16 protein-coding genes are annotated in these 20,274 nt (G+C 41.6%); all 16 read right to left on the reverse strand.

Annotation, left to right across the window (positions count from 1 at the left end):
• The 16 genes from tssF to AAC854_RS05020 all read right to left on the reverse strand — a co-directional run bounded on the left by tssF (position 1) and on the right by AAC854_RS05020 (position 20,205).
• Positions 1 to 1,875 (reverse strand): type VI secretion system baseplate subunit TssF, encoded by a 1,875-nt coding sequence (gene tssF / locus AAC854_RS04945; protein ID WP_340616127.1) that lies wholly within the window; start codon positions 1,873 to 1,875, stop codon positions 1 to 3.
• A gap of 3 nt (positions 1,876 to 1,878) precedes the next feature.
• Positions 1,879 to 2,430 carry a type VI secretion system baseplate subunit TssE gene (locus AAC854_RS04950; protein WP_340616128.1) on the reverse strand — a complete coding sequence of 184 codons (552 nt, stop codon included), beginning with the start codon at positions 2,428 to 2,430 and terminating at the stop codon, positions 1,879 to 1,881.
• 103 nt (positions 2,431 to 2,533) lie between these two features.
• On the reverse strand, positions 2,534 to 4,186 hold the full coding sequence (locus AAC854_RS04955) for a type VI secretion system-associated FHA domain protein (protein WP_340616129.1): 1,653 nt from the start codon (positions 4,184 to 4,186) through the stop codon (positions 2,534 to 2,536).
• A gap of 55 nt (positions 4,187 to 4,241) precedes the next feature.
• The gene (locus AAC854_RS04960) at positions 4,242 to 4,736 is read right to left on the reverse strand and encodes an Hcp family type VI secretion system effector (RefSeq protein WP_340616130.1); all 495 of its coding nucleotides are present in this window, start codon (positions 4,734 to 4,736) and stop codon (positions 4,242 to 4,244) included.
• Between the two features lie 22 nt (positions 4,737 to 4,758).
• Positions 4,759 to 5,244, reverse strand: coding sequence for a type VI secretion system tube protein Hcp (locus AAC854_RS04965; protein WP_340616131.1), 486 nt, complete (start codon positions 5,242 to 5,244; stop codon positions 4,759 to 4,761).
• Between the two features lie 101 nt (positions 5,245 to 5,345).
• The gene (gene tssC, locus AAC854_RS04970; RefSeq protein WP_340616132.1) at positions 5,346 to 6,854 is read right to left on the reverse strand and encodes a type VI secretion system contractile sheath large subunit; all 1,509 of its coding nucleotides are present in this window, start codon (positions 6,852 to 6,854) and stop codon (positions 5,346 to 5,348) included.
• A complete protein-coding gene (gene tssB, locus AAC854_RS04975) occupies positions 6,855 to 7,406 on the reverse strand; it encodes a type VI secretion system contractile sheath small subunit (protein ID WP_340616133.1) in 552 nt (183 codons plus the stop codon).
• Positions 7,407 to 7,490: 84 nt separating this feature from the next.
• Positions 7,491 to 8,552, reverse strand: coding sequence for a type VI secretion system protein TssA (tssA, locus tag AAC854_RS04980; protein WP_340616134.1), 1,062 nt, complete (start codon positions 8,550 to 8,552; stop codon positions 7,491 to 7,493).
• A gap of 38 nt (positions 8,553 to 8,590) precedes the next feature.
• Positions 8,591 to 12,232 carry a type VI secretion system membrane subunit TssM gene (gene tssM / locus AAC854_RS04985; protein ID WP_340616135.1) on the reverse strand — a complete coding sequence of 1,214 codons (3,642 nt, stop codon included), beginning with the start codon at positions 12,230 to 12,232 and terminating at the stop codon, positions 8,591 to 8,593.
• A gap of 12 nt (positions 12,233 to 12,244) precedes the next feature.
• On the reverse strand, positions 12,245 to 13,477 hold the full coding sequence (locus AAC854_RS04990) for a DotU family type VI secretion system protein (RefSeq protein WP_340616136.1): 1,233 nt from the start codon (positions 13,475 to 13,477) through the stop codon (positions 12,245 to 12,247).
• Between the two features lie 44 nt (positions 13,478 to 13,521).
• A complete protein-coding gene (gene tssK, locus AAC854_RS04995; protein WP_340616138.1) occupies positions 13,522 to 14,862 on the reverse strand; it encodes a type VI secretion system baseplate subunit TssK in 1,341 nt (446 codons plus the stop codon).
• Positions 14,863 to 14,887: 25 nt separating this feature from the next.
• A complete protein-coding gene (gene tssJ / locus AAC854_RS05000) occupies positions 14,888 to 15,478 on the reverse strand; it encodes a type VI secretion system lipoprotein TssJ (protein WP_340616139.1) in 591 nt (196 codons plus the stop codon).
• A 28-nt stretch (positions 15,479 to 15,506) separates the two neighbouring features.
• Positions 15,507 to 15,911, reverse strand: coding sequence for a DUF4150 domain-containing protein (locus tag AAC854_RS05005; protein ID WP_340616140.1), 405 nt, complete (start codon positions 15,909 to 15,911; stop codon positions 15,507 to 15,509).
• Between the two features lie 27 nt (positions 15,912 to 15,938).
• Positions 15,939 to 16,559 (reverse strand): DUF3540 domain-containing protein, encoded by a 621-nt coding sequence (locus tag AAC854_RS05010; protein ID WP_340616141.1) that lies wholly within the window; start codon positions 16,557 to 16,559, stop codon positions 15,939 to 15,941.
• A gap of 14 nt (positions 16,560 to 16,573) precedes the next feature.
• Entirely contained in the window at positions 16,574 to 17,647 is a 1,074-nt protein-coding gene (locus tag AAC854_RS05015) for a pentapeptide repeat-containing protein (protein ID WP_340616142.1), read from the reverse strand.
• Positions 17,644 to 20,205: a DUF2169 family type VI secretion system accessory protein gene (locus AAC854_RS05020; protein ID WP_340616143.1), complete on the reverse strand. Its 2,562-nt coding sequence runs from the start codon at positions 20,203 to 20,205 to the stop codon at positions 17,644 to 17,646. The genes AAC854_RS05015 and AAC854_RS05020 overlap by 4 nt, the downstream gene beginning before the upstream one ends.
• Positions 20,206 to 20,274 lie beyond the last annotated feature (69 nt).

The following is a 20,274-nucleotide window of genomic DNA, read 5'->3' on the forward strand; positions in this document are numbered from 1 at the left end:
TCATAACAATTTCTTGCTGCCTATACGGGCAGGCCAGAACCCGATCTGCCCGCGTTGCTGGCTATGCAGTGTCATTTCTATAAATGAGTTCATGGTTACCAGACGCGAAAATAATTTTTCCAGCACACTGGCCAGAAGCCATGGGCTGGTTCCGGCAAACTCCTGTTCATCCACTTCAAGCTTAATGCTGACACCCCGGGCAAAGGCAATGGAACCCGGCTCGGTCGTCCGACGATAAATTTCTTTTAGCGAACAATGGCGTATTCCACTGATTTGACGTGTTACTGCGGGTTCAGCAAGAGTGGAATATAGGCTTAATAATTGCTGTATTACCTGAGTACTTTCCTTTTTGTCCTTATCCATAAAATTGAAATAATTGATTTGAAGTTGGCTAATTAAACTCCATGATATAGAGCCTTCTGCCAGAGCGGGATGTGGAATGGTTGGCCTCTTAAGAAACACGATTTGATTAATAGGTATGGATTCCAGCATAGCAAAACTGCCGATATCTTGTTGTCGCAACATTGCAGGTAAATCACGGTTGGTGCACATAACATCAGCACTTAAATATTTTAGTGCGCTAGGCCATGGAGAATGGTGTTCATCGACAATTGAGATAAATGTTTCTGTACCGATATAACTGGTACGGGTTCCGTAGTGATGAGCCTGTTCAGACAAAATACGGGGATCGCGGCGCAGGGTGAAATAGGCACCATAATTACTTTTATCATCACTGTTCGTTGACCAAAAAGGGCGAAATATGCGTTCTTCGTTGTGGTTTTCATCAACGCCGTATAAACGTTGTACAGAAAAAATTTCGTAATCCAGTGGACGGATATTATCCACAACCAGATGATACTCATTGGTACTTTCATCGACAGTAACCCGTTCAGTCACTTTCGGAAAAAGATTAATCACGGGAGTACAGTTCAGTGCCAAATAAGAGGCATCGACCAGGCTTTCTAAGTCACTATCGATTTTGTCCAGAAGCAGAATGAGTTCAAATTCGCTTTCTTTCTCTGTTTGTCCCAGCAAAGATTGCATTCCACGGATACTGAAGAAACGGAAACGTGCAGGAAAAGCAAAATATTCCTGAACCTGACGATACCCACTAAAATTACGAGGGTCATTAGGCAACATTGCCTGATTATCTTCAAATCCTTCGTGATGCGGTGAAATGTCAGGTAATACCTGATACTGCGGCGTTTCACCCAGCGTCTGACATACCATGCCAATAGAGTGTTCCATAATCAATTCCAGCAATCTCTGGGACTGAATATCGGGTCCTGAAAGAAAAAAAGTCAGCGTATTTAGATCCAGTTCGTTAAGGAAAAATTTCCCCTGACAGGCCAAGCGGATACGCAGTGCACTGACAGCACTATACTGATGAAGATTTAATCCCATAAGAGGAATGTTGGCCGGGATCTTGCCAAGCTCCACTTTTTGTAAACTCAGTGGTTGTAAAACGACGTCTTGAGTCGTGACATATTGAAAAGTAATTCCCTCTTTCTTCAATGTCTGGCAGAGCATGATAGTTCCGCGGGGAACCGGGAATCCGTGGCTGACATCCCCTTTACTCATATCAGGTTTGAGTTCGGTGATAGCCATTGAGGGAGTGGGGGCCAAATAGTTGGGATACAGCATTTCCAATAAATGCTGGGAAAAATGTTGAAATTCCGCATCCATTTTCAACTGGATGCGGGCGGTGAGGAAAGCGAAGCCTTCTAACAAGCGCTCAACATAGGGATCAGCGATATCAATGCCATGCATTCCCAGGCGGTTAGCCACTTTGGGATAGCGTTCAGCAAATTCTTTTCCCATTTCACGCAAATACACCAGCTCTCGGTTATAATATTCCAGTAACTTGCTATCCATGATTTATCCTGTTTCTTTCATAATGAAATAACCATTTTCCAGATCGATATCACTGCGGAATAAAAACTCAAGTGGCCAGGGAATACACCACAAAAATCCTTTTATTTCGATGGATAATACATTGTATAGCGACAGTGAATTTATATCGGAAATGCAGTTTACCTGAAGATTATCGGGAATGATGCGTGGTTCAAAAATACGAATGGCATTAATAATCTTATTTTGAATATCGCACCATTCGATATCAGACATATTTCTACCGGCCAGTGGTCCCATGCCGAAGTTATAAACAGAGTGTTGTATTTCTGGGAAAAAGGAAAGATTTTGATTAGGTTCTCGATTGATGCTGTTGAGTAGCCACTGCAAATCCCGTAGGACATTTTGCCGCAGGGCTTTGTGTGATAATAGGTAATTGCTGACAGTTTCTTTTTTCTTGGCAGTGTCGTTATCTGTGAGCCTGTCAAGTAAAGAAGGCAGCATTTTATCTCTGGCTGTTATGCGCGGAGGTTTTCTCGCATGATAACCGCCATATAACAAAGTAATATTGTCATTCATTAGTCACCTATTAGGTATTATGGTTATGGATGATATTGATTGAGGTGACGAAAAAATTATAGAAGAGAAATATTAATTATTTTTTATTTATTTGTTTATTTATTTATTTATTTGATTTATTTTGAGAACATTTATATCGATGTATTTCTGCCCCATAGGCTTGCCGAAAATTTTTCCCTAATAAAGCATAATCCTGATCAAGCTTATGTGCTATTTCCTGATACTGTTTAGTGAAATAGTCCCATAAAGCGGCTTTATAAGTTGATGTTAATGATAAACGAGGAAATCCACCTTCTTTGTGTGCTTTTTGTTCAATAACGTTAGGGTCGAATAACTGTAAGATATCTGCTGTGATGGTACGTAACCCTGCGATCATACCTAATTGATGGGCTTGGAGTTCGAGTAAAATATCCCGCGTAGCTTGTTCTGGTGACAGAAAGCCGGGCATATAGTTACCAAACATCTGAACCAACACAGCCTGGCCTGAAGGTAAAAGTTTAAACGGGTTGTTGGCATCGGCCAAGACTTGGGTCATGTCTGCATCTGTCTTGTGTTTTAACAAGGTTCTTGAAGCGTTAAGAGCCATAATGCCTTGGGATAGCTGACTGACCAATTTCCCCAATTGATACATTTTATGTTCATCAAACTGGGGTTGTTGAATATGATTGAGTCCCATACCGTTTAATAAAGCTTCCAGAGACTTACCCTCTAATTTAACTTCATCCGTTTGGTGTGGATGTGGGGGATGGGGTTTATAGGTAACGGGATCAATATTAAGACGTTCGCCGACACTTTCGTCATACTTACTGTTATTTTCATGACGAAAAGAATGCTCTTGATAATTAACAGGTTCTTGATAATCGTTTTGATTATGAAGTTCAGTGTCTGCTGGGTTTTTTACTGAGTTCTGGGTTGTTTCTTCTGTTGCGTTATCCAAAGGCGCCAGTGGTTCGGCATTATTTATCATTAAGTTTAAGGGATCGTCATTTTTAATATTCCCCTGAGTATGCTTATTGGCAAATAGTACCAGAGGGTCAATTTCCTGTTTATTATTCTGATTACCATATTGATTATTTTGCTGTAATAACGTGCTGAGCGTGGTGTCGTTCAGAATATTTTCTTGTTGGAAATCGGTATCAGGATTAAACATTGTAATAGGATCAGTGGCACGGAATTGCAGGCTATCAAGGTCGATTCTTGTCTCCATTTGTTCCAGTGGATCAATAGGATTGCGTTCCTGATATTGTTGGGGCTTTATCAGCGGATTGTCATCACTCAATGGCGCCGTTTGCGTTAGTGCACTATCTGTTGGAGTAAAAACTGTTGGAGTGAAAATATTTTCCAATCCATCCCAGACCTCATTAGAAATATCCGCTGGTTTATTGTCGGAAGGTTCAGCCGTATTAAGAGTCCGCGTTGTAGCCGAAGGTGGCGCACTTTGTTTGATATTAACAACCTGAATTTGGTAATCACCAATATTCAGCATATCACCATCACAAACTTCAATCTGGCGATCGGGTGCCATTGGGATTGTGTTCAATGAAATCTCAGAAGCAACACCACGATTAATCATGCGGCATTCGCCATCGGAAGAAACAGAAACAATCGCCTGCAAACGGGCTATGGCCTGTTCTTCATCGGGTAAAACCCAGTTATTGTCCGTGCTACGACCAATAGTACCGCCAGGTGGTGTGAAATCATAACTGAATTGTGGCGGTCGGTTTGTACCGATGTTTTTAACAATGGTAAATCGCATAATTATGGATGCCTATTATTGAAATGACTGACAGACATTATTTACTATTTCTTTATTAAGAGATTTTCTTAGTAGCAATATTATAACCACAAGAAACAGCAGCGTCTGGAGTACCGTCGAATTTCTGCCCAATATAATTTTCTGTATACTCTTCAAAAGCTAACTTAATAAAAGTATCATTATTACTCCCATATGAATCGTAAGAGGTATTACATAATGTAATAAAAACTTTTTTCATATCGAATATATAGTATGCTTCTTCTTCATCTCCACTGGATGATCTTAACATCTCGATTTTAGCCGATTCAGCATGTTTTCCCTTAAATAAATAACCACGTAAAGTCGTACTGGATTTATCATACAATACTTGAGCTGTTAACTCACCGATAAAAGGTGTTCCTGCGCACAAACCTTTTTTCTGAGTAATACTAGCTTGATTGGTTATAGTATGTTCCATGGTTAAAACAGCTATCCAACCAATATATTTGGTGTGTTTAGATTCACCTTTAATACCCTTTATTTCTAAATATCCACCGATTAATTCGCTCATAATTAATTTCTCTTTAAATTAATCAAATAACTTTGTTAGCATAACGATCATAACCATGATGAGTTGCCGCATCAGCTGTACCATCCGGTTTTTGCCCTGTGTATGTTTCTTCATATTGCTGGTAGTCTATTCCAATCTGACAATAACCACTATTACGACTCAGGGACACAGTACTATGAACAATAAGAGATTGTGATAGCAGAATTTTTTGCCACACTATATCGATTGCTTCTCCCCTTTTCATTATTTCTATTGTCACTGTTTTTATATGCTTTCCCTGTAACAGATGCTTACGCATCGCAATATGCGCTTTCTCGAGTTCGAATGCGATAAAGATTAAATCTATTACTGGTGTACCGGCAGTAAGACCTGAAACACCATCGATACTAGCTGGATTTGCAGTTTGAATACCAATATTGCCAAAACCAGTCCAATTTTTATGTTTGTCATCTCCGGATTCACCATCAATACCTTCAAGCTTAATGTATCCATAATTAATCTCAGACATAATTTACTCCGATTAAATGGCTAATATATATTTTGCAATTATGCACGATTGATATTACAAAGAGTGTTTAAAACAAATATTACTATAGGATTTATTTGACTTTAACCTCCTTCCAATGAAGGAAGTTTTGATACTAAGCGCAGAGAAACCGTTAATCCTTCTAATTGATAATGAGGTCGCAAGAAGAACTTCGCATGATAATAGCCCGGGTTTCCCTCCACTTCTTCTACTTGTACCTCTGCATTAGCCAGCGGTTTTTTAGATTTAACGGTTTGTGAAGAATTAATAGGATCACCATCAACATAATTTATAATCCAGCGATTAAGCCAACGTTCCATATCTTCGCGCTTTTGAAAAGTCCCTATTTTATCGCGCACAATACATTTCAGATAATGGGCGAAACGACAACAGGCAAATAAATAAGGCAAACGAGCCGAAAGATTTGCATTGGCAGTCGCATCAGGATCGTAATATTCAGCAGGTTTTTGAAGTGATTGCGCACCAATAAATGCTGCCATGTCCGTGTTCTTACGATGTAATAGAGGAATAAAACCATTCTTTGCCAATTCTGCCTCACGGCGATCGCTAATTGCAATTTCGGTGGGGCATTTCATATCAATACCCCCATCATCAGATGGGAACGTATAACAAGGCAAATTTTCCACCAGTCCGCCGGATTCTACGCCACGGATAGAAGTACACCAGCCATACTGTTTAAATGAACGATTGATATTAACAGCCATGGCATAAGCAGAATTAGCCCAAGTGTAATTACCGTGTGTGGGGCCTTCCGTATCCTCTTCAAAATTAAAAGTATCTACGGGATTGGTCTTGTTGCCATAAGGCAGGCGAGCGAGGAAACGCGGCAACACCAATCCCAGATAACGAATATCCTCAGAATCACGCAAGCTGCTCCAAGGAGCATATTCCGTATTCTGGAAAACTTTGGTCAGATCTCGTGGATTAGAGAGCTCTTGCCAGGATTCCATTTGCAACACACTTGGCGCGGCACCGGCAATAAATGGGCAGTGGGCTGCTGCACTAATCTGTGCTATTTCACGCAAAAGCTCAACATCGGGTGCGGTATGGTCAAAATAGTAATCACCAACCAGACACCCGTATGGTTCACCACCAAACTGACCATACTCTGCTTCATAGATCTTTTTAAAGATAGGGCTTTGATCCCAACTGACACCTTTAAAACGTTTTAGCGTGCTACCCAACTCTTTTTTGGAAATGCACATCACACGGATTTTCAGCATTTCGTCAGTTTCAGTATTATTGACCAGATGATGCAGGCCGCGCCAGGCACCTTCCAGAGTCTGGAATTCGTCATGGTGAAGAATATGATTAATTTGTTGTGATAATTTATTATCGATTTCGGCAATGAGGGCCTGAATGGTACGGTAGGTATCACCGGAAACCGTGACAGTATTTTCCAGCGCCTGCTGAGCTAATGTTTTCACCGCATTTTCAACGGCATTGCGAGTCTGATCACTCTGGGGGCGAAATTCTTTATTCAGGAGTACACTCAGTTCATCAGGCGTATACTCTTTCGATACCTGTTCCTGCTCTTGCTGAAGTTCGGTTTCTTGTTCAGTTGTGCTCATTTATGACTCCTTATTTTCAGTATCTTCTTCAGGGGTATTTTCTGTTTCATTAGCACGTTCTGAAGGGTTTGGCGCTTCGGCCAGAGATTTCATCAGAGCGGGGTTTTGCAGAATTTCGGCGATCAGCTGTTCTGCGCCGTTTTTACCGTCCATATAGGATAATAAGTTTGCCAGTTGGGTTCGTGCCTCCAGCAGCTTAGCCAGCGGCTCCACTTTTTTAGCAATGGCATCAGGTTGAAAGTCTTCCATTTTTTCAAAATCTAGTACGACATTCAGCTTTCCGTCACTTGTCAATGTATTGTCCACTTGAAAAGCAACACGGGGTTTTATTGATTTCATGCGCTCATCAAAGTTATCAACATCAATTTCCAAAAAGCTGCGTTCACTGACCTCAGGCAAGGCTTCGATCGGTTTTCCGGCTAAATCGGCTATTACCCCCATAACAAAGGGTAATTGAATTGTCTGTTCTGAACCGTAAAGTTCAACATCATATTCAATCTGTACACGTGGGGGACGATTTCGCCCGATAAATTTTTGTCCACTGGATTTCATAGCAAATTCTCCATTACTGGCTAATTAATTTGACAGCTTAATAAGTTAATAAGAAATGAGTCGCTAATAATTTTAATCTGTGTCTCAGTTATCCGGACGACCAAAAATGATTTCGAGTTGATTTAGTCCATCTGGGGCAAGATCATGAACAATATCAATAAAATCACGATCAATTAACCGCTGAATGCGGGCAATCATTATCGGAGCAGGATGGCTGGGTTCATACTTAAGAAAATAGTGTTTGGCTTTCTCTAATAACATGCGTGCTTCATCACGGTTATTGGCTTCCACTTCGTTCCAATACGTTGATGTCTTATTTTCCGTATTTTCTGTTAATAGGGAATTTGTCTGTTCTGCAAAGGGGGATATTGGTGTCAGGGCATCCGGCGTTTTTCCTTTGTCAGAAATATTGGTTGCTGATTGAAGTACTGGTGAAGGACAAAATTCAATCACCTTATTTAAATTCTTTAAAAGACCAGATAATTCAGGTACATACATTGCTGATAATTTATTGCCAATAATATTCAGTATTGCGATAAGGTGATCGCGAATATTTATTACGGCTGTAATTTCGGGGCCATTACTTAGTTGTTTTAATTCTTCCACCAATCGCGTGCGCCCACCTGTATAGCCACTAATTTCAGTTATTGTTCCATCAAGTAATGAAAAGACTTCCTGTAATGACAATTCTTTTGAAATACTTCTCAGCAGAATGGAACGCTTCACCTGCAAGGTGAGAGGTGAATTATCCTCAATCGCTGCGAGTATATTAAGGCGAAACAATGGATCATATTCTCCCTCAAATTCCAGTGTCGGCCAGACCTCTTCCCAATAGCACTCCAGTGTTTGCCTGAGCAAATCCATACCATCGGCATAACCACATAATCCCCGCATTTCTAACCATGATTGTGCCAGCGCTATGATGACACGCAAATCTTTAGTACGGCTCAATAATTTTATAGATTGCTTTTCTACTTCTGCCCAGTTGGGCTGTTCTGCGGGAATAGTAATATCACCGAATTGCTGTTCTACTTTTCCGAACAAGGATTGTTCTAACTCCATAAATTCGGCATCGTATTCCAAATCTTCTCCACAGGGCGATTCGGTGCTGACTGGCTTAAGTAAGGCATCAATATTCATAGTCATTTTCTGCTTATTCTGATGATTAAATACGCTACCGATTTTTATGAATTTGTTAAGTTGGGGCAGGTGAAATGGGGTAGCTTAAATGGGCTAAAAATACTGTTTGGGATAAATTTCAATGAAATATGATGACCATTGATATTGAATGTTGCTGACAGGCTCATATCACTACTGGTGCTTTTTTGTTGTGGAAAAGGTTTGGCATAATCGAGCAGGCGGTTTAAAGCCCACGGACCAGAAGTCATTAAGCTGGCTGTTGTTCCATCTGCTAAATTCAATTGGATGCGAACCTGATTTGTTTTACCGGGGCCGGGCCAGTTGAACTGCTGTAAAACGGGAGGGCCGTGACTATATTGTAATTGCTTACCGTCTACATCCAATATCATGCTCAATATGTTGTAATCCATATCAACCGTGCGCACGATGATTTGGAATGAAGGCGCGGTGGCTTCACCGGTAAAAAAGGTATTGCGGATAATCTCGGCTTGTTTAAATGGCTTAAGTAATTCTTTATTTTCCGGCGATACCTTACCATCCACTACTGAGATAAAACGCCAGTCTGGTTGGCTGGTATCCACTTTTCCCACCAGATTCTTCTGGAAAAAGCTGTCCATGATGCCTGAGCCGGGAGCAAACATTCGCGCCATATCATCGGGCTTTATATCATTACGGGCGCTATGTGACAGCGGGTAGCGGTTGGCAATCGCCTGATTGCAGAAACTGCTGACTTCTGCATTAAGATGCTTACCGATATTCTTTATATCACTGAGCTGCGTATCACTGTTGGCACCCATCGCCAATGAAGAAATCATATTTCTGAACGGGATGGGCAGAAGTTCAGCCGTTGCCTGTAGCTGCATAATGATTTTATTTGATGGTGCAGGCATACCTATATTCGCTGCATCTTGTACAGAATTTAGGTATTCATATAATTCATTGATTTTTTTCAGTATGTTATCAAAAGGAATTTTTTTGGTTTTGCCGTCAGAGATTTTTGCCAATGCAGTGATTTGTGCAAAATGCTCTCTTAGTGTTTGTTCTGGCGTAGGTTGTTCGTCTTCTGTTCGCAGTTGATTGGGGACGAGTTTTGTTAATGATTTAGCGTTATTGTTGACGAGATTACCTATTTTATCTGCCTTGCCATTGCTCAGCCCTTCATCCAAGGTGACATTTTTACTGATATTAATCAGAAGATGGCGCATGGGAGAAAGATTTGAAGCTAATAAGCGGGCCATATTGGCGCGTTGTTCCATATTGGTGATATTGTTCAGGCGAATATCAGACAGAAATTGATCCCACTGATAAATATAATCATTGATATAAAACTGGCGGACAAAAAATGCGATCTCTTTAGGAGGTTGTTTTCTTTCATACTTTTCCAGTATCCAGCTATCCTGGCTGTACAGCGTATCGATAAGCGCGTTGAGATCCTTGCCAAAACCTGTTTTATAACCTGCTGGAGTAAACATTCCGGGTATACCCTGAGTTATCGGTGTACCACTGATACGTGAAAAAACAAGTTCAGTTTGAGGGCCGGCAAGAGTTATCAGGCTTACTGGCAGTAAGTTAGCGTTATTCAACAAGTTATACTTCAAGTGAGTATAAATGCGTTGTGCTGGTGGAATGCTGCTGAGCTGGGCCTGTTTTTGTTCTACCAGTTGGTTATCACGGACATAGGGCGATGTGACAATTTGATTGTCCGGCAATTGTTTAAGGTGTTCGTCAATTTGAGACAACTGTTCCCGGGGAATATTGGGTTGCAAATGTGTTTGCAAATATTGCATTACCCAATTACGTGAGAACTTACTGTCATAATACTTGGGCTGATATAACATTTGATACGCTTTCAGCGTATTGTATGTGCTATCTACATCCACATTATTGCCTTTGTCCTGACGCATCTCAGAGATTATTAACTGTGCAATCTGTGGCAACAATAATGAGTTTAATGTCTTTGTGTACAGAGTCCTGCTTGCATCACTAATCTGTTCACCACAATACAATCCCATCCGGTAGGATAAAGGGGGATCATCAAGTGAAAATTTCTCACTCTTCGCCAAATTAGCCAGATTATTCAAAACAGGTAGCAGGGAATAAATATCGGTATTATTGTTTTCTTTTTTTAATTCAGCACACTGGCGAAGAATAGGGGGGATCTTAGCCTGTACTTCCATGAGGTAATTTTTGTTGTTGCTATAACTGGTAAAAAATAAGGTGATAATAAACACCAAAGTTGTCACCAGAATCGTATAACCCAGTCCATTCAGCAGATAACTGCGGTATACCCACCAGCGGTTGTAACTGGCTAATCCCGCTTCCTGAAAAATACTGACCAATAAGTTTTTCAGAAAATAAGGCTGATGCAAAAAGTCCTCATTATTCTGCCATGCCTGATGATTGTTCCATGATAGTGAACTGCTATTATTATCTGTTGGTAATTGGAGATGACGGTTAAGTCTTTCCATGATGTTATCAAATGGCACGTCTTTTTGTATTCCACTGGTGAAATAAAGCCCCCGTGGAGAATAAGGAATTTCGAATCCAGATTCAGCGAATACAAGTTCAAGGTATTGCCCAATTAATGGACGTAACGCGGCGAATTCTTGTGGAAATAAATAACTTTCGGCACAGTGCCGGGGCGTATTCTGTTGCAGTAAAATATTGGGTAATTCTGCATCTAATCTTTTTTGTAACAGATCATATTGCTGTTCAAATAAATCGCTTATATTCCAGTCAGTTTTATTCCACGGGAAAGTAAACCCCCAGATTTGATTATGTTGCGTCTTGTCAAAATGAGCAAAGTAAGCATTAAATCCTTTCAATAAATCTGTTTTCGTGACGATGACATAAATCGGAAACCGGATTTTAAGCTGTTCATGTAATTCTGCTAAGCGCCTGTGTAACATATAAGCTTGCTGTTCGCGGGCTTCCTTGGGTAAATTCAGCAAATCTTCTACACTAACAGTAATAATGACGCCATTAAGAGGCTGGCGTGTGCGATATTGTTTTAACAGCTTAATGAAACACTTCCACTCACTGGCGTCTTGTATTGGCTGGGTATCCTGTGTGGTATATCGTCCCGCCGTATCCAGCAGGACTGCGTCACTAGTGAACCACCAGTTACAGTCATTAATTCCTTTCATGCTGTACAGTGCCGGTTTTTCAAAATGGTCTGATAATGGAAAATGCAGACCGGAATTTGCCAGTGCGGTAGATTTCCCTGAATGAGGTGCTCCGATAACGACATACCATGGTAATTGATATAAGTATTGTCGATTGAAGAAATGCCTCCAATTTGGTTTGTATTTGGTATTCAGGCCATAAAAATAGGCATTTTTCAGGAGCCGTGAAGCATGAGAAAAGCGTTCTGACAGTGTTGTTGTATATTGAACCTGTTCACTTTCGTCATTCTCCTTGTTTTCCTTACCGTCTTTATTTAATTGACTGGATGCTTTTTTTTTATCTAACCATGCCCGATAAAGGCGGGGCACTAACTGAATTAAAATCCAAATAAGGAATAATGAGGTGATGGTAATTATGCGTACCAAATTTGATTCAAAAGGTACCATGCTGCCAATGGAAATAATCGGCCCAATAAACCAGATAATGGAAGAGATGGCGGTTATTCCAAATAAACTCCACATTAACCGGCTGGTAATGATGGAAAGAATGGCGTTCAACATGTTTCAGTTTTCTCACTCCGTCTGATTTACAGGAGAAACTAACAAGATGATTTCTACTCGTCTGTTTTTAGCTCGATGACTTGGCGTATCATTTGGAACTAAAGGGTTACTGTCTCCTCTTCCTTCTGTCTTGACACGTGCGGGTTGATCCAGATATTTCTGAAGCTCTCTTTTTACTGCCTTGGCTCTGGCGAGTGATAGTGCATAGTTGGATGAAAAACTCGCGCTATACATGGGAACGTCATCGGTATAACCAATAACCAGAATCTCACCTTTGAAACGGTTTATTGTCTCAGCAATGTTCTTGATAATATTCAAGTAATGGCTGTTAATGTGTGTGGAACCCGTTTTGAACAATCCATCACCTTGCAAGGTGATGATACTTCTATCAAACGAATCGACCACATTCAGTAATCTTGTGGGATTTTCATTCCTTAGCATCTCTTGCAGATTCAACGTCGGTGGTACGGCTGGTACAGCAGGTGTAGCAGGTAATATCCGATCATCAACTGACACATTAGGCAAATTGGTTTGATAGATTGTGGCTAATACAGGACTGGCGAGACCACCTAATTGCCAGTTCAACCCAATATACAAAATACAAACGAAAAAACTGACCACCGCGACACCAGCCCATATCGGGAAAGGGGATTGCCAGAGTTTGTTCGGTGCTGTGGTGTTCCTGAGCGTCGGTGATAATTCAGGGGGATGTTTTCCACGGACTGAATAAATTAACTGGAATAGGCGTTGTTTCACGGTTTCCAATTGGGAGCGCCCATTATCCATAATGCGGTAACGTCCCTCAAATCCAAGTTGTAGGCAAAAATTAATGAGTTCCAGCAGAAACAAATTTTCTTTTGGTTTCTGTGATAATGTCGCTAATAGCTGGAAAAACTTTTCACCTCCCCACGTTTCATTGTGAAAGGTAACCAGTAGCCCACTGCCGGACCAGACACTACTAACTCCCCAGGGTGTTAATGCAGCCGCTTCATCCAGTGCGGTACACAGGCAATAACGTGCTCCGATGATCACTTCGTAAGGAAGTTTGGCTTGTTGGCATTTCACTTCAAAGCTCCGGATTTCATCGATCAACTTTTGCCGTAAACCTATTGGGTCTGGATGCTCTGTGGAGTGGCGGATCTGCGGGATACTATTCAACAGAGGGTTTGCGGCATGAACGAGGGGATTATCACGAGAGTCACCAGAAGGCACGGTATAATCGTGTGTATTTTTGCTTTGCATCATATGAAACGTTCCCTCTATTTATTCTTATTTTCAGACTGATTACGTTATTTGGACTGATTACGAATAGCCCAGAATTCCATGTTCAGGCCAGGAAATTCACCCGCCAGATGTAACGCAAAACCGCCGGATTTCTCCATTTGGTTCCATAATTCCCCTTCTTTTTCTAATTCGAAGTATAAATAGCCTGAATGCCAGGGGATTTGTCTGGGGACTGATGGCATTGCACATACTGAAATACCGGGTAATTGCAACTGAACCAGTTCACGTATACGACCAACAGGGGCAATTTTCATCTGGGAGGGAAAACGGTTCATCAACGTTTCTTTGGGAACATCAGCACAAACGGCCAATACAAAACTGAATGTGTTCAGCATGTTGACGTTTGGTAAGGTAGCCACATTCAATCCATGAGAATATTCGGTCAGAGGTAACAGGATCGCATGTTCTTCTAAAATGATTGACAACCCTTGACGCAATTCAAACATCAGATGATCGAAACACATTGCCAAATTGTCATGATCATAAATCGGGAGCTTTTCTTCCGGCATTCGTGTTTGAGAAAAACTGGCTAATTCGGTAGCAAATTGTAGCCACTCACTGAACAGGCGTTCTGGGTGCAGTAATGGCAAATTTCGTATGTGGCTCACTTGGCCGCTATAACGGTTTATCAATGACAGCAGAAGAAAGTCCATGACTTCTGAATCATTGCGTCGCCCCAATTGTAACAAACGCTGGCTTATTTGCTGTCGGCGCTGTTCCAGCAAACCCTGCAAATCTGCAATGAAACTGACCACTTGCGGGTGTGCATGACAATTGAGTAGGGGAGGAATAAATTGTGGATTGATAAGTAGCTTATTATCGCGGCTTCTGTTCATGACATGCACAATACTCAATGAAGTCCATTCTGGTGTCAGGTCTGATTTCAGCATTAACCGCAGACGCATTTTCCCAAATTGCACTGTGGCACTTCCGACTGACATCGCATTAAAGTCATTGACTTCAGACTCAATACTGACAAAACGTGCCATGGAATCGTTTCTCTCACGAAAAATGATCTCTTCTTTTCCTCCCCGGAAAATTGGCAATGCCAATACAACATTTTCTCCTGTTTGATTTTCTGCAAGTTGCAAGGGCGTCGGTGCCTGGGCTTCAGTAAAACGAAATGGCGTTCCATCAGGAAAAATGCCGCTGGCTGATGAAACCATCACCTTGCCTTGCTCAAGAAATGACTGATCCAATTCCAGAGTCAAAAAGCCCCAATAATATGAATTTTGTGCCATTCCCCAATCTCGGACATAAGCTTCCAGATAATTTTCAGATTGTTGAAAGTGATGGGGACGTAAAAACATGCCTTCTGTCCAGATAACTTTTTCTGATCTATTCATCCAGTTCCTTCCCTTGCGGCATACATTAATTGTCTTTATTGATAAGATTCAAACCGTTGTCTGTGACTTGAATGTATATGTCTAATTCGTCTGGCGATGAGGCCCAAAATTGGTAAAAAGCAGGTTTTTCAGGTTCGGGGACGGGGAATGAGATACGCCATCTTTTCCCATTCAATTGCTTATATTCAGCGAAAATTCCTATGTAGCTGGCTTCAGGCATATTTTTTTCAAACCAGAATCTTTTTTTTTGGGCTGGCAGTAAAAAAAACTGATCGGCATTCACCAGTTTATTGCCCAATACAGCTTCTGCTTTTTCTTGTAGTGAAAAGAAATCAGCAGACATAAGCTCTACATTTGATTTCAACAAGATAGCGTGTATTTTCAGTGGGGCTGAGCTATTTGCATTAATTGGGATATCGAAAATCAGTTTATAGGCCGGCAATTTTTTCTGTTCTGGTGATGAAGAACATCCTGTTAATGTCATCAAAATAAGAGAGAATAATATCATCCTTATCCATTTGATATTTAAACTTAATCTATTCGCCAAAACTCTTCTTGTTTTATCATTATCAGAAAAAGGTCGTTTTTCATGGGTAATATTCCCTGCATTGTCCATGACTTCCCCCATTTTCCATTTAGGTGAATCAGACACCGGAAATATCGACTTTTATCTGGCTGGGGATGGTACGTGATCCTGTGGTATTGGTTGAGTTCTGCATGGTCAGGCTTGATAAGCGGGTTGCCGGTGAACCTTTGATCAACACACTATTAGCGCCCATCGTATGACGGGATGGTCCCATTACCGTACCTGAAGCAACTCCAAGATTGATCCCCGCATTATCTCCATTCGTCATAGCAATGGTTGTTGCCATGTTATGGGCAGGACTCCCCATAAAAAGAATATTGGTGGTACTGGCACTGATACCAGTCGTACCTTGCGCAAAATTAGGATAAGTCACCGGCGCTGGTGGTCCCGGGGGTACTGGTGTCAGGCAAACATCGGGTATTGTTGCCACATCGGTGCCACCAGCCTGGGTATTAGCGTACATCGCTTTTCCTCCTTAAGTTAATGTGGATCAGCCAATGTGGATCTGTTCAGCATCTATTTTGGTAATTGCTTTGGCGGAAACAACCGTATTTTGGGCATGTAATCGCATATAGTTTTCAGCCTGCATATCCAATTGCCCTGCGTGCACTTGCTCTGTTTGTGTTGTATGGCGGAATAGCCGGTTACTCAACTGTGTTACGACCTGCCAAACGGATTCAAGTTGATTGCCTATGATTCTGGTGACAGAAACCCAGGCGGACAGAGACTCGCCACTGTATTGCATTTTATTGATATGGCAGTTCCCGCTATCTGCTGTGATATTCAGCCCATTGCTGTATAAGCTCAAATTCCCCTGAGAAGTTATGGATAAGTCACCCGGAATGTTTATTTCAGCCGGGTTCTGTTGTTCAATCCGCTCCAATATAGCCAGTATCCATAACTGTTCATGGACCTTTGTGACCAATACGGTATCGCCCATTCTCGGGGTTAAAAGACAACTGGCAGCCTGTCGGCAACGCCAACCCCGATTTTTGCTTTCGACCATCAAACTGCCGTCTTGAAGAATATTCACGACCTGACCCGCAATCTGTTGTAGTGGTTCCGTAGCAAGAGAAGAATATGAAGAGAGAGTATAAGAGGATTCCGTCATTTCGATTCTCCAAATTAAATCTTACGTTGGCGTTGTTGCGTACTCCACTCTTCCGCAGCAAATAGCTCAGGATCATTTTCCAATATGCCCTGACGGTCAGAAAACAATGTCCCAACTTGTTGAGTACGGTGAAAAAGAGTTCTCATAAACCGTGCTGCGCGAAAATCACTTTTGCTGATATTGGCATAGGAAAGATCTGCGTAGGTCATATTGCAGCCAGTAAACTGTGTATTAACCGCATGGACTTTATGCATGATGGCCTGTTGCAATTGGCTGTGTCGGAAATCAGCGAGCTTAAGACAAGAGCCGATGAAAATAGCCTCATTAAACAAACTGTTACAACAACGTGCATTTGTCAAATCAGCGTCAATGAATAGCGCTTGAGTAGCATTGGCATTTGATAATTGGGCGTTTTGTAATCCGGCTCCTTTGAAATTGCAATTAGTCAATTCTGCATGGTTGAAATTAACTGCTTCGAGTTGATTGTCTGTAAACAGGCATCCTTGAAATTGTTGTCCCTGATAATTTTGACCACATTGGTCACATGCAAAGAAAATGGTTTTGATGAATTCACAGCTATAAAAATCTGTTTTTCGTAAATCCTGACGAAAAAAAGTAACCACAAAAAGATAACAATTATGTAACATTGTGTAATCCAATGAGGAGTCGGTAAATGTTACTCGATCAAGCTGACTACCATTAAAATCAGCATATTGCAGATCACAGGATGAAAACTGGCTACTATTTTGTTTGGTTGTTTTAAACTGTGTTTTTTTCAAAGCACATTGAGTGAATGAACAATTGTTCAGTATGCTCTTGCTGAATATGGCGCGAATCATATCACACTGTTCAAATAGACTTTGGTCACATATAACTGAATTAAAGTGGGTTTCTTCAAGCTGGCACTCAGTAAAGACGGATTCTTTTAGAATGGAATGGGAGAAATCGGCTTCTGAAAAATCGACTGACCTGAATCTGCCGCCTGATAAATTTTGGCCAATTAATGAGATTCCCTGCAAATTGACTTTTTCAATGACATCACCCTGCCTGATTTTAGTAATGAGTTCATCCGCTGTCAGTGTACTCATATTATTTCCTGATCGCGTTTGGGCAAGGTTTTAGTACGTTGTGTATATGCCTGATCAATCAACGTTGAATTGTCAATGACTGATTGGGACATATCAGTGCGGAACAGATTGGTTTCCCGTAAATCAGTTCCATCGAAGCTGCATTTTTGCATAAGGGCGCCTATCAGATTGGCGTTGTTTAATTGGGCACCCCGAAAATCTGTTCTGATGAATATGCTCTGAGCCGTATTTAAATACTGCATATTGGTTAATTGGCAGTTTGCTTCACTAAAGTCACTATTATTCAGTGTTGCCGAATGGAATGTAGACTGAACCAGAAGAAGCTGCCGCAAATTACACTCTGTAAGTGTGGCACTGCTGAAATCGGCCTGATTAAAATTACTGCCCATCACAAATGAGCAGGTCAGTAATTTGGCAGAACGAAAATGGATTGATTCTGCTTTTGTCTCCGCCCATGAACAGCCGTCAAGCGTGGCATGATCAAAAACGGCTTTCTCCAACTGGCACTTGATAAAGGAAACTTTGTTAAGGCTGGCATAGTTGAACTTGAGTGAAGGCAGCATCATTTCCAGAAAGGTACAGTTTTGCCATTGTGAATGTTGAAAACGACATTGAGTGATAAAAGCCCCTTGCAGGAATAAATCGGCGAAGAGGGTATTATTAAACCGACAATGATCAAGCAGCGTTTCCTGCAATTGAGTTTCTTTAAAACTGGCGGCAGAAAAATCACTCTGCTTACACTTTGCTTGTGACAAATTGGTATTATCCAGTTTTACGCCATACAGAGAGGCATTGCATATTTCTGTTCTGACCAGTATTGCTTCACTGAAATCCGCATCATCCAACTGACAGTTATTGAAACAGGTGCTTTCTAATAAGGTGCGGGAAAAATTGGCACCGCGCAGATCCATGCCGGAAAAATCGACGCCTGTGAAATCCATCCCACAGAAATTACCGCCTTTCTGCATGATTCGCTGAACACGTTTGCGAATAATTTGTGACAGATCACCCGATAAACGCAGGGCAGGGCCTTGTGACTGCACTGAGGCCAGATACATTTTATACAACGCCAGTTCAGCCTGCGTTAGCTTTTCACTGTTAAGTCCGGGCTGTTGTTGGCACAATATATCCCGTACCTGAAAGTAATTTTGTGGCCCCCTGAGTTGATTTTCCATAGCACTCTGATCGACATTAATGCCCCGTATTATGGCTCTTGCACGGATTTTTTCTCGTTGTTGTTCAGCTTCCGCGTATTTTTGAGCGGCATCTTGCTCTGTCTGGTTCACAAACTCTGGCAATTCATCAGGTTTGGGATTAGAAACTGGTTCAGAAAGGGGAATTAACATATTGATATCTCTGCCATATCTCTTCATCCGCTCTCGTTGTTGCTCACGCAGGCGTTTTTCCCGATTTTGCAGATTTTCTCTCAAAGGGCTGCCACCATCCGGTTGTTCTGTGTCCACCCATGGGCCAATAATTTCTTCAGGAATCAGGTCCTTTTCCCGAAAGGCGTACAGTGCTCCTTTCTCTTTATCCATTCGTTGATTAAGGATTTGAAGGTAGTGACTTTCAGCCCGAGATTCCCCGCGGAGTTCCATTGTGGCAAGCATTTGTAAGACATCAGCGGCATCATCTTCATTAATGTGTGCACAGCCATGCCAGATCAGGATCATTTGTTCCAGGTGAGGAAAAAACCATACTGTTGTATTGCGCATGATAATTTCTTCGAAAACCTCTTCATCAACACGCAATCGCTTGATAAAACAACGAGCCTGCCATGGCGGAAGAATCCCTTCCTGTACCGGTTTTTCAGGGTGCATATTCCAAATCCGCCACGCTGCCTTTTCAGGTAACGCTTCATATTGTTCCCACCACTGATCACGGGGAGCTGCATTGAACAGTCGCCAGTCAATATCACTGGAAAAACCGGGAAATTCATTTTCGAGCCACTGTTTGTCATATTTTTTACCTATGCGGGTAAAACGGCGGGGACATATTAAATCCAATGGACAAAAGCTGGCGGGGTTGGGTTTATCCCGTGGCGATAATAATTGCCTGTGCAGAGTTTCAATGTTAGGCAGACGATGGATCTCTACACCATTCTCCTGCATTTCGGGCGTGAAACCGATACCGTGTGGGTTTTCTTCATAATCTTTTCCGCCGAAAGCCCGGCTCCAGTCCAGCCGCATTTGTTCAAATTCCTGAGGCTTTGATGGGGTATTGTTAACCCAATTGCGGTTGCCGAAAACAACTAATGTTTTATCTAATTGCTCCATTTGGATACGTACAGAACAAGATGTTTTATCTGTCTGATGGTGCGTATAGGCATAACCCGTAGCGAGGAATTCTGAGTAGGATTTGGGCATGGCAAGATCGATAACCCCATTGCAGGTTTTCAATTCAGCCTCTGCAAGTTGCCAAAGTTCCGGCTCTGGTCGTAGGCGGGGGGATGTACTCATATCGGTCAGAGCCATGATGGATACCCCGAGATAATTCTTTTGCTGCCAGCGATAAGGGCGATAAAGCATACTTAAACGCAGAGGTTTAATGATTTTCATTGAAACGCCCCAAATGAGTCTTTTTGTATTAAATATTCATTCCCGCCAATGCTGAGAATGTATGAGGAA

The sequence above is a fragment of the Xenorhabdus entomophaga genome (genome assembly GCF_037996725.1).
Taxonomy (GTDB): domain Bacteria; phylum Pseudomonadota; class Gammaproteobacteria; order Enterobacterales; family Enterobacteriaceae; genus Xenorhabdus; species Xenorhabdus khoisanae.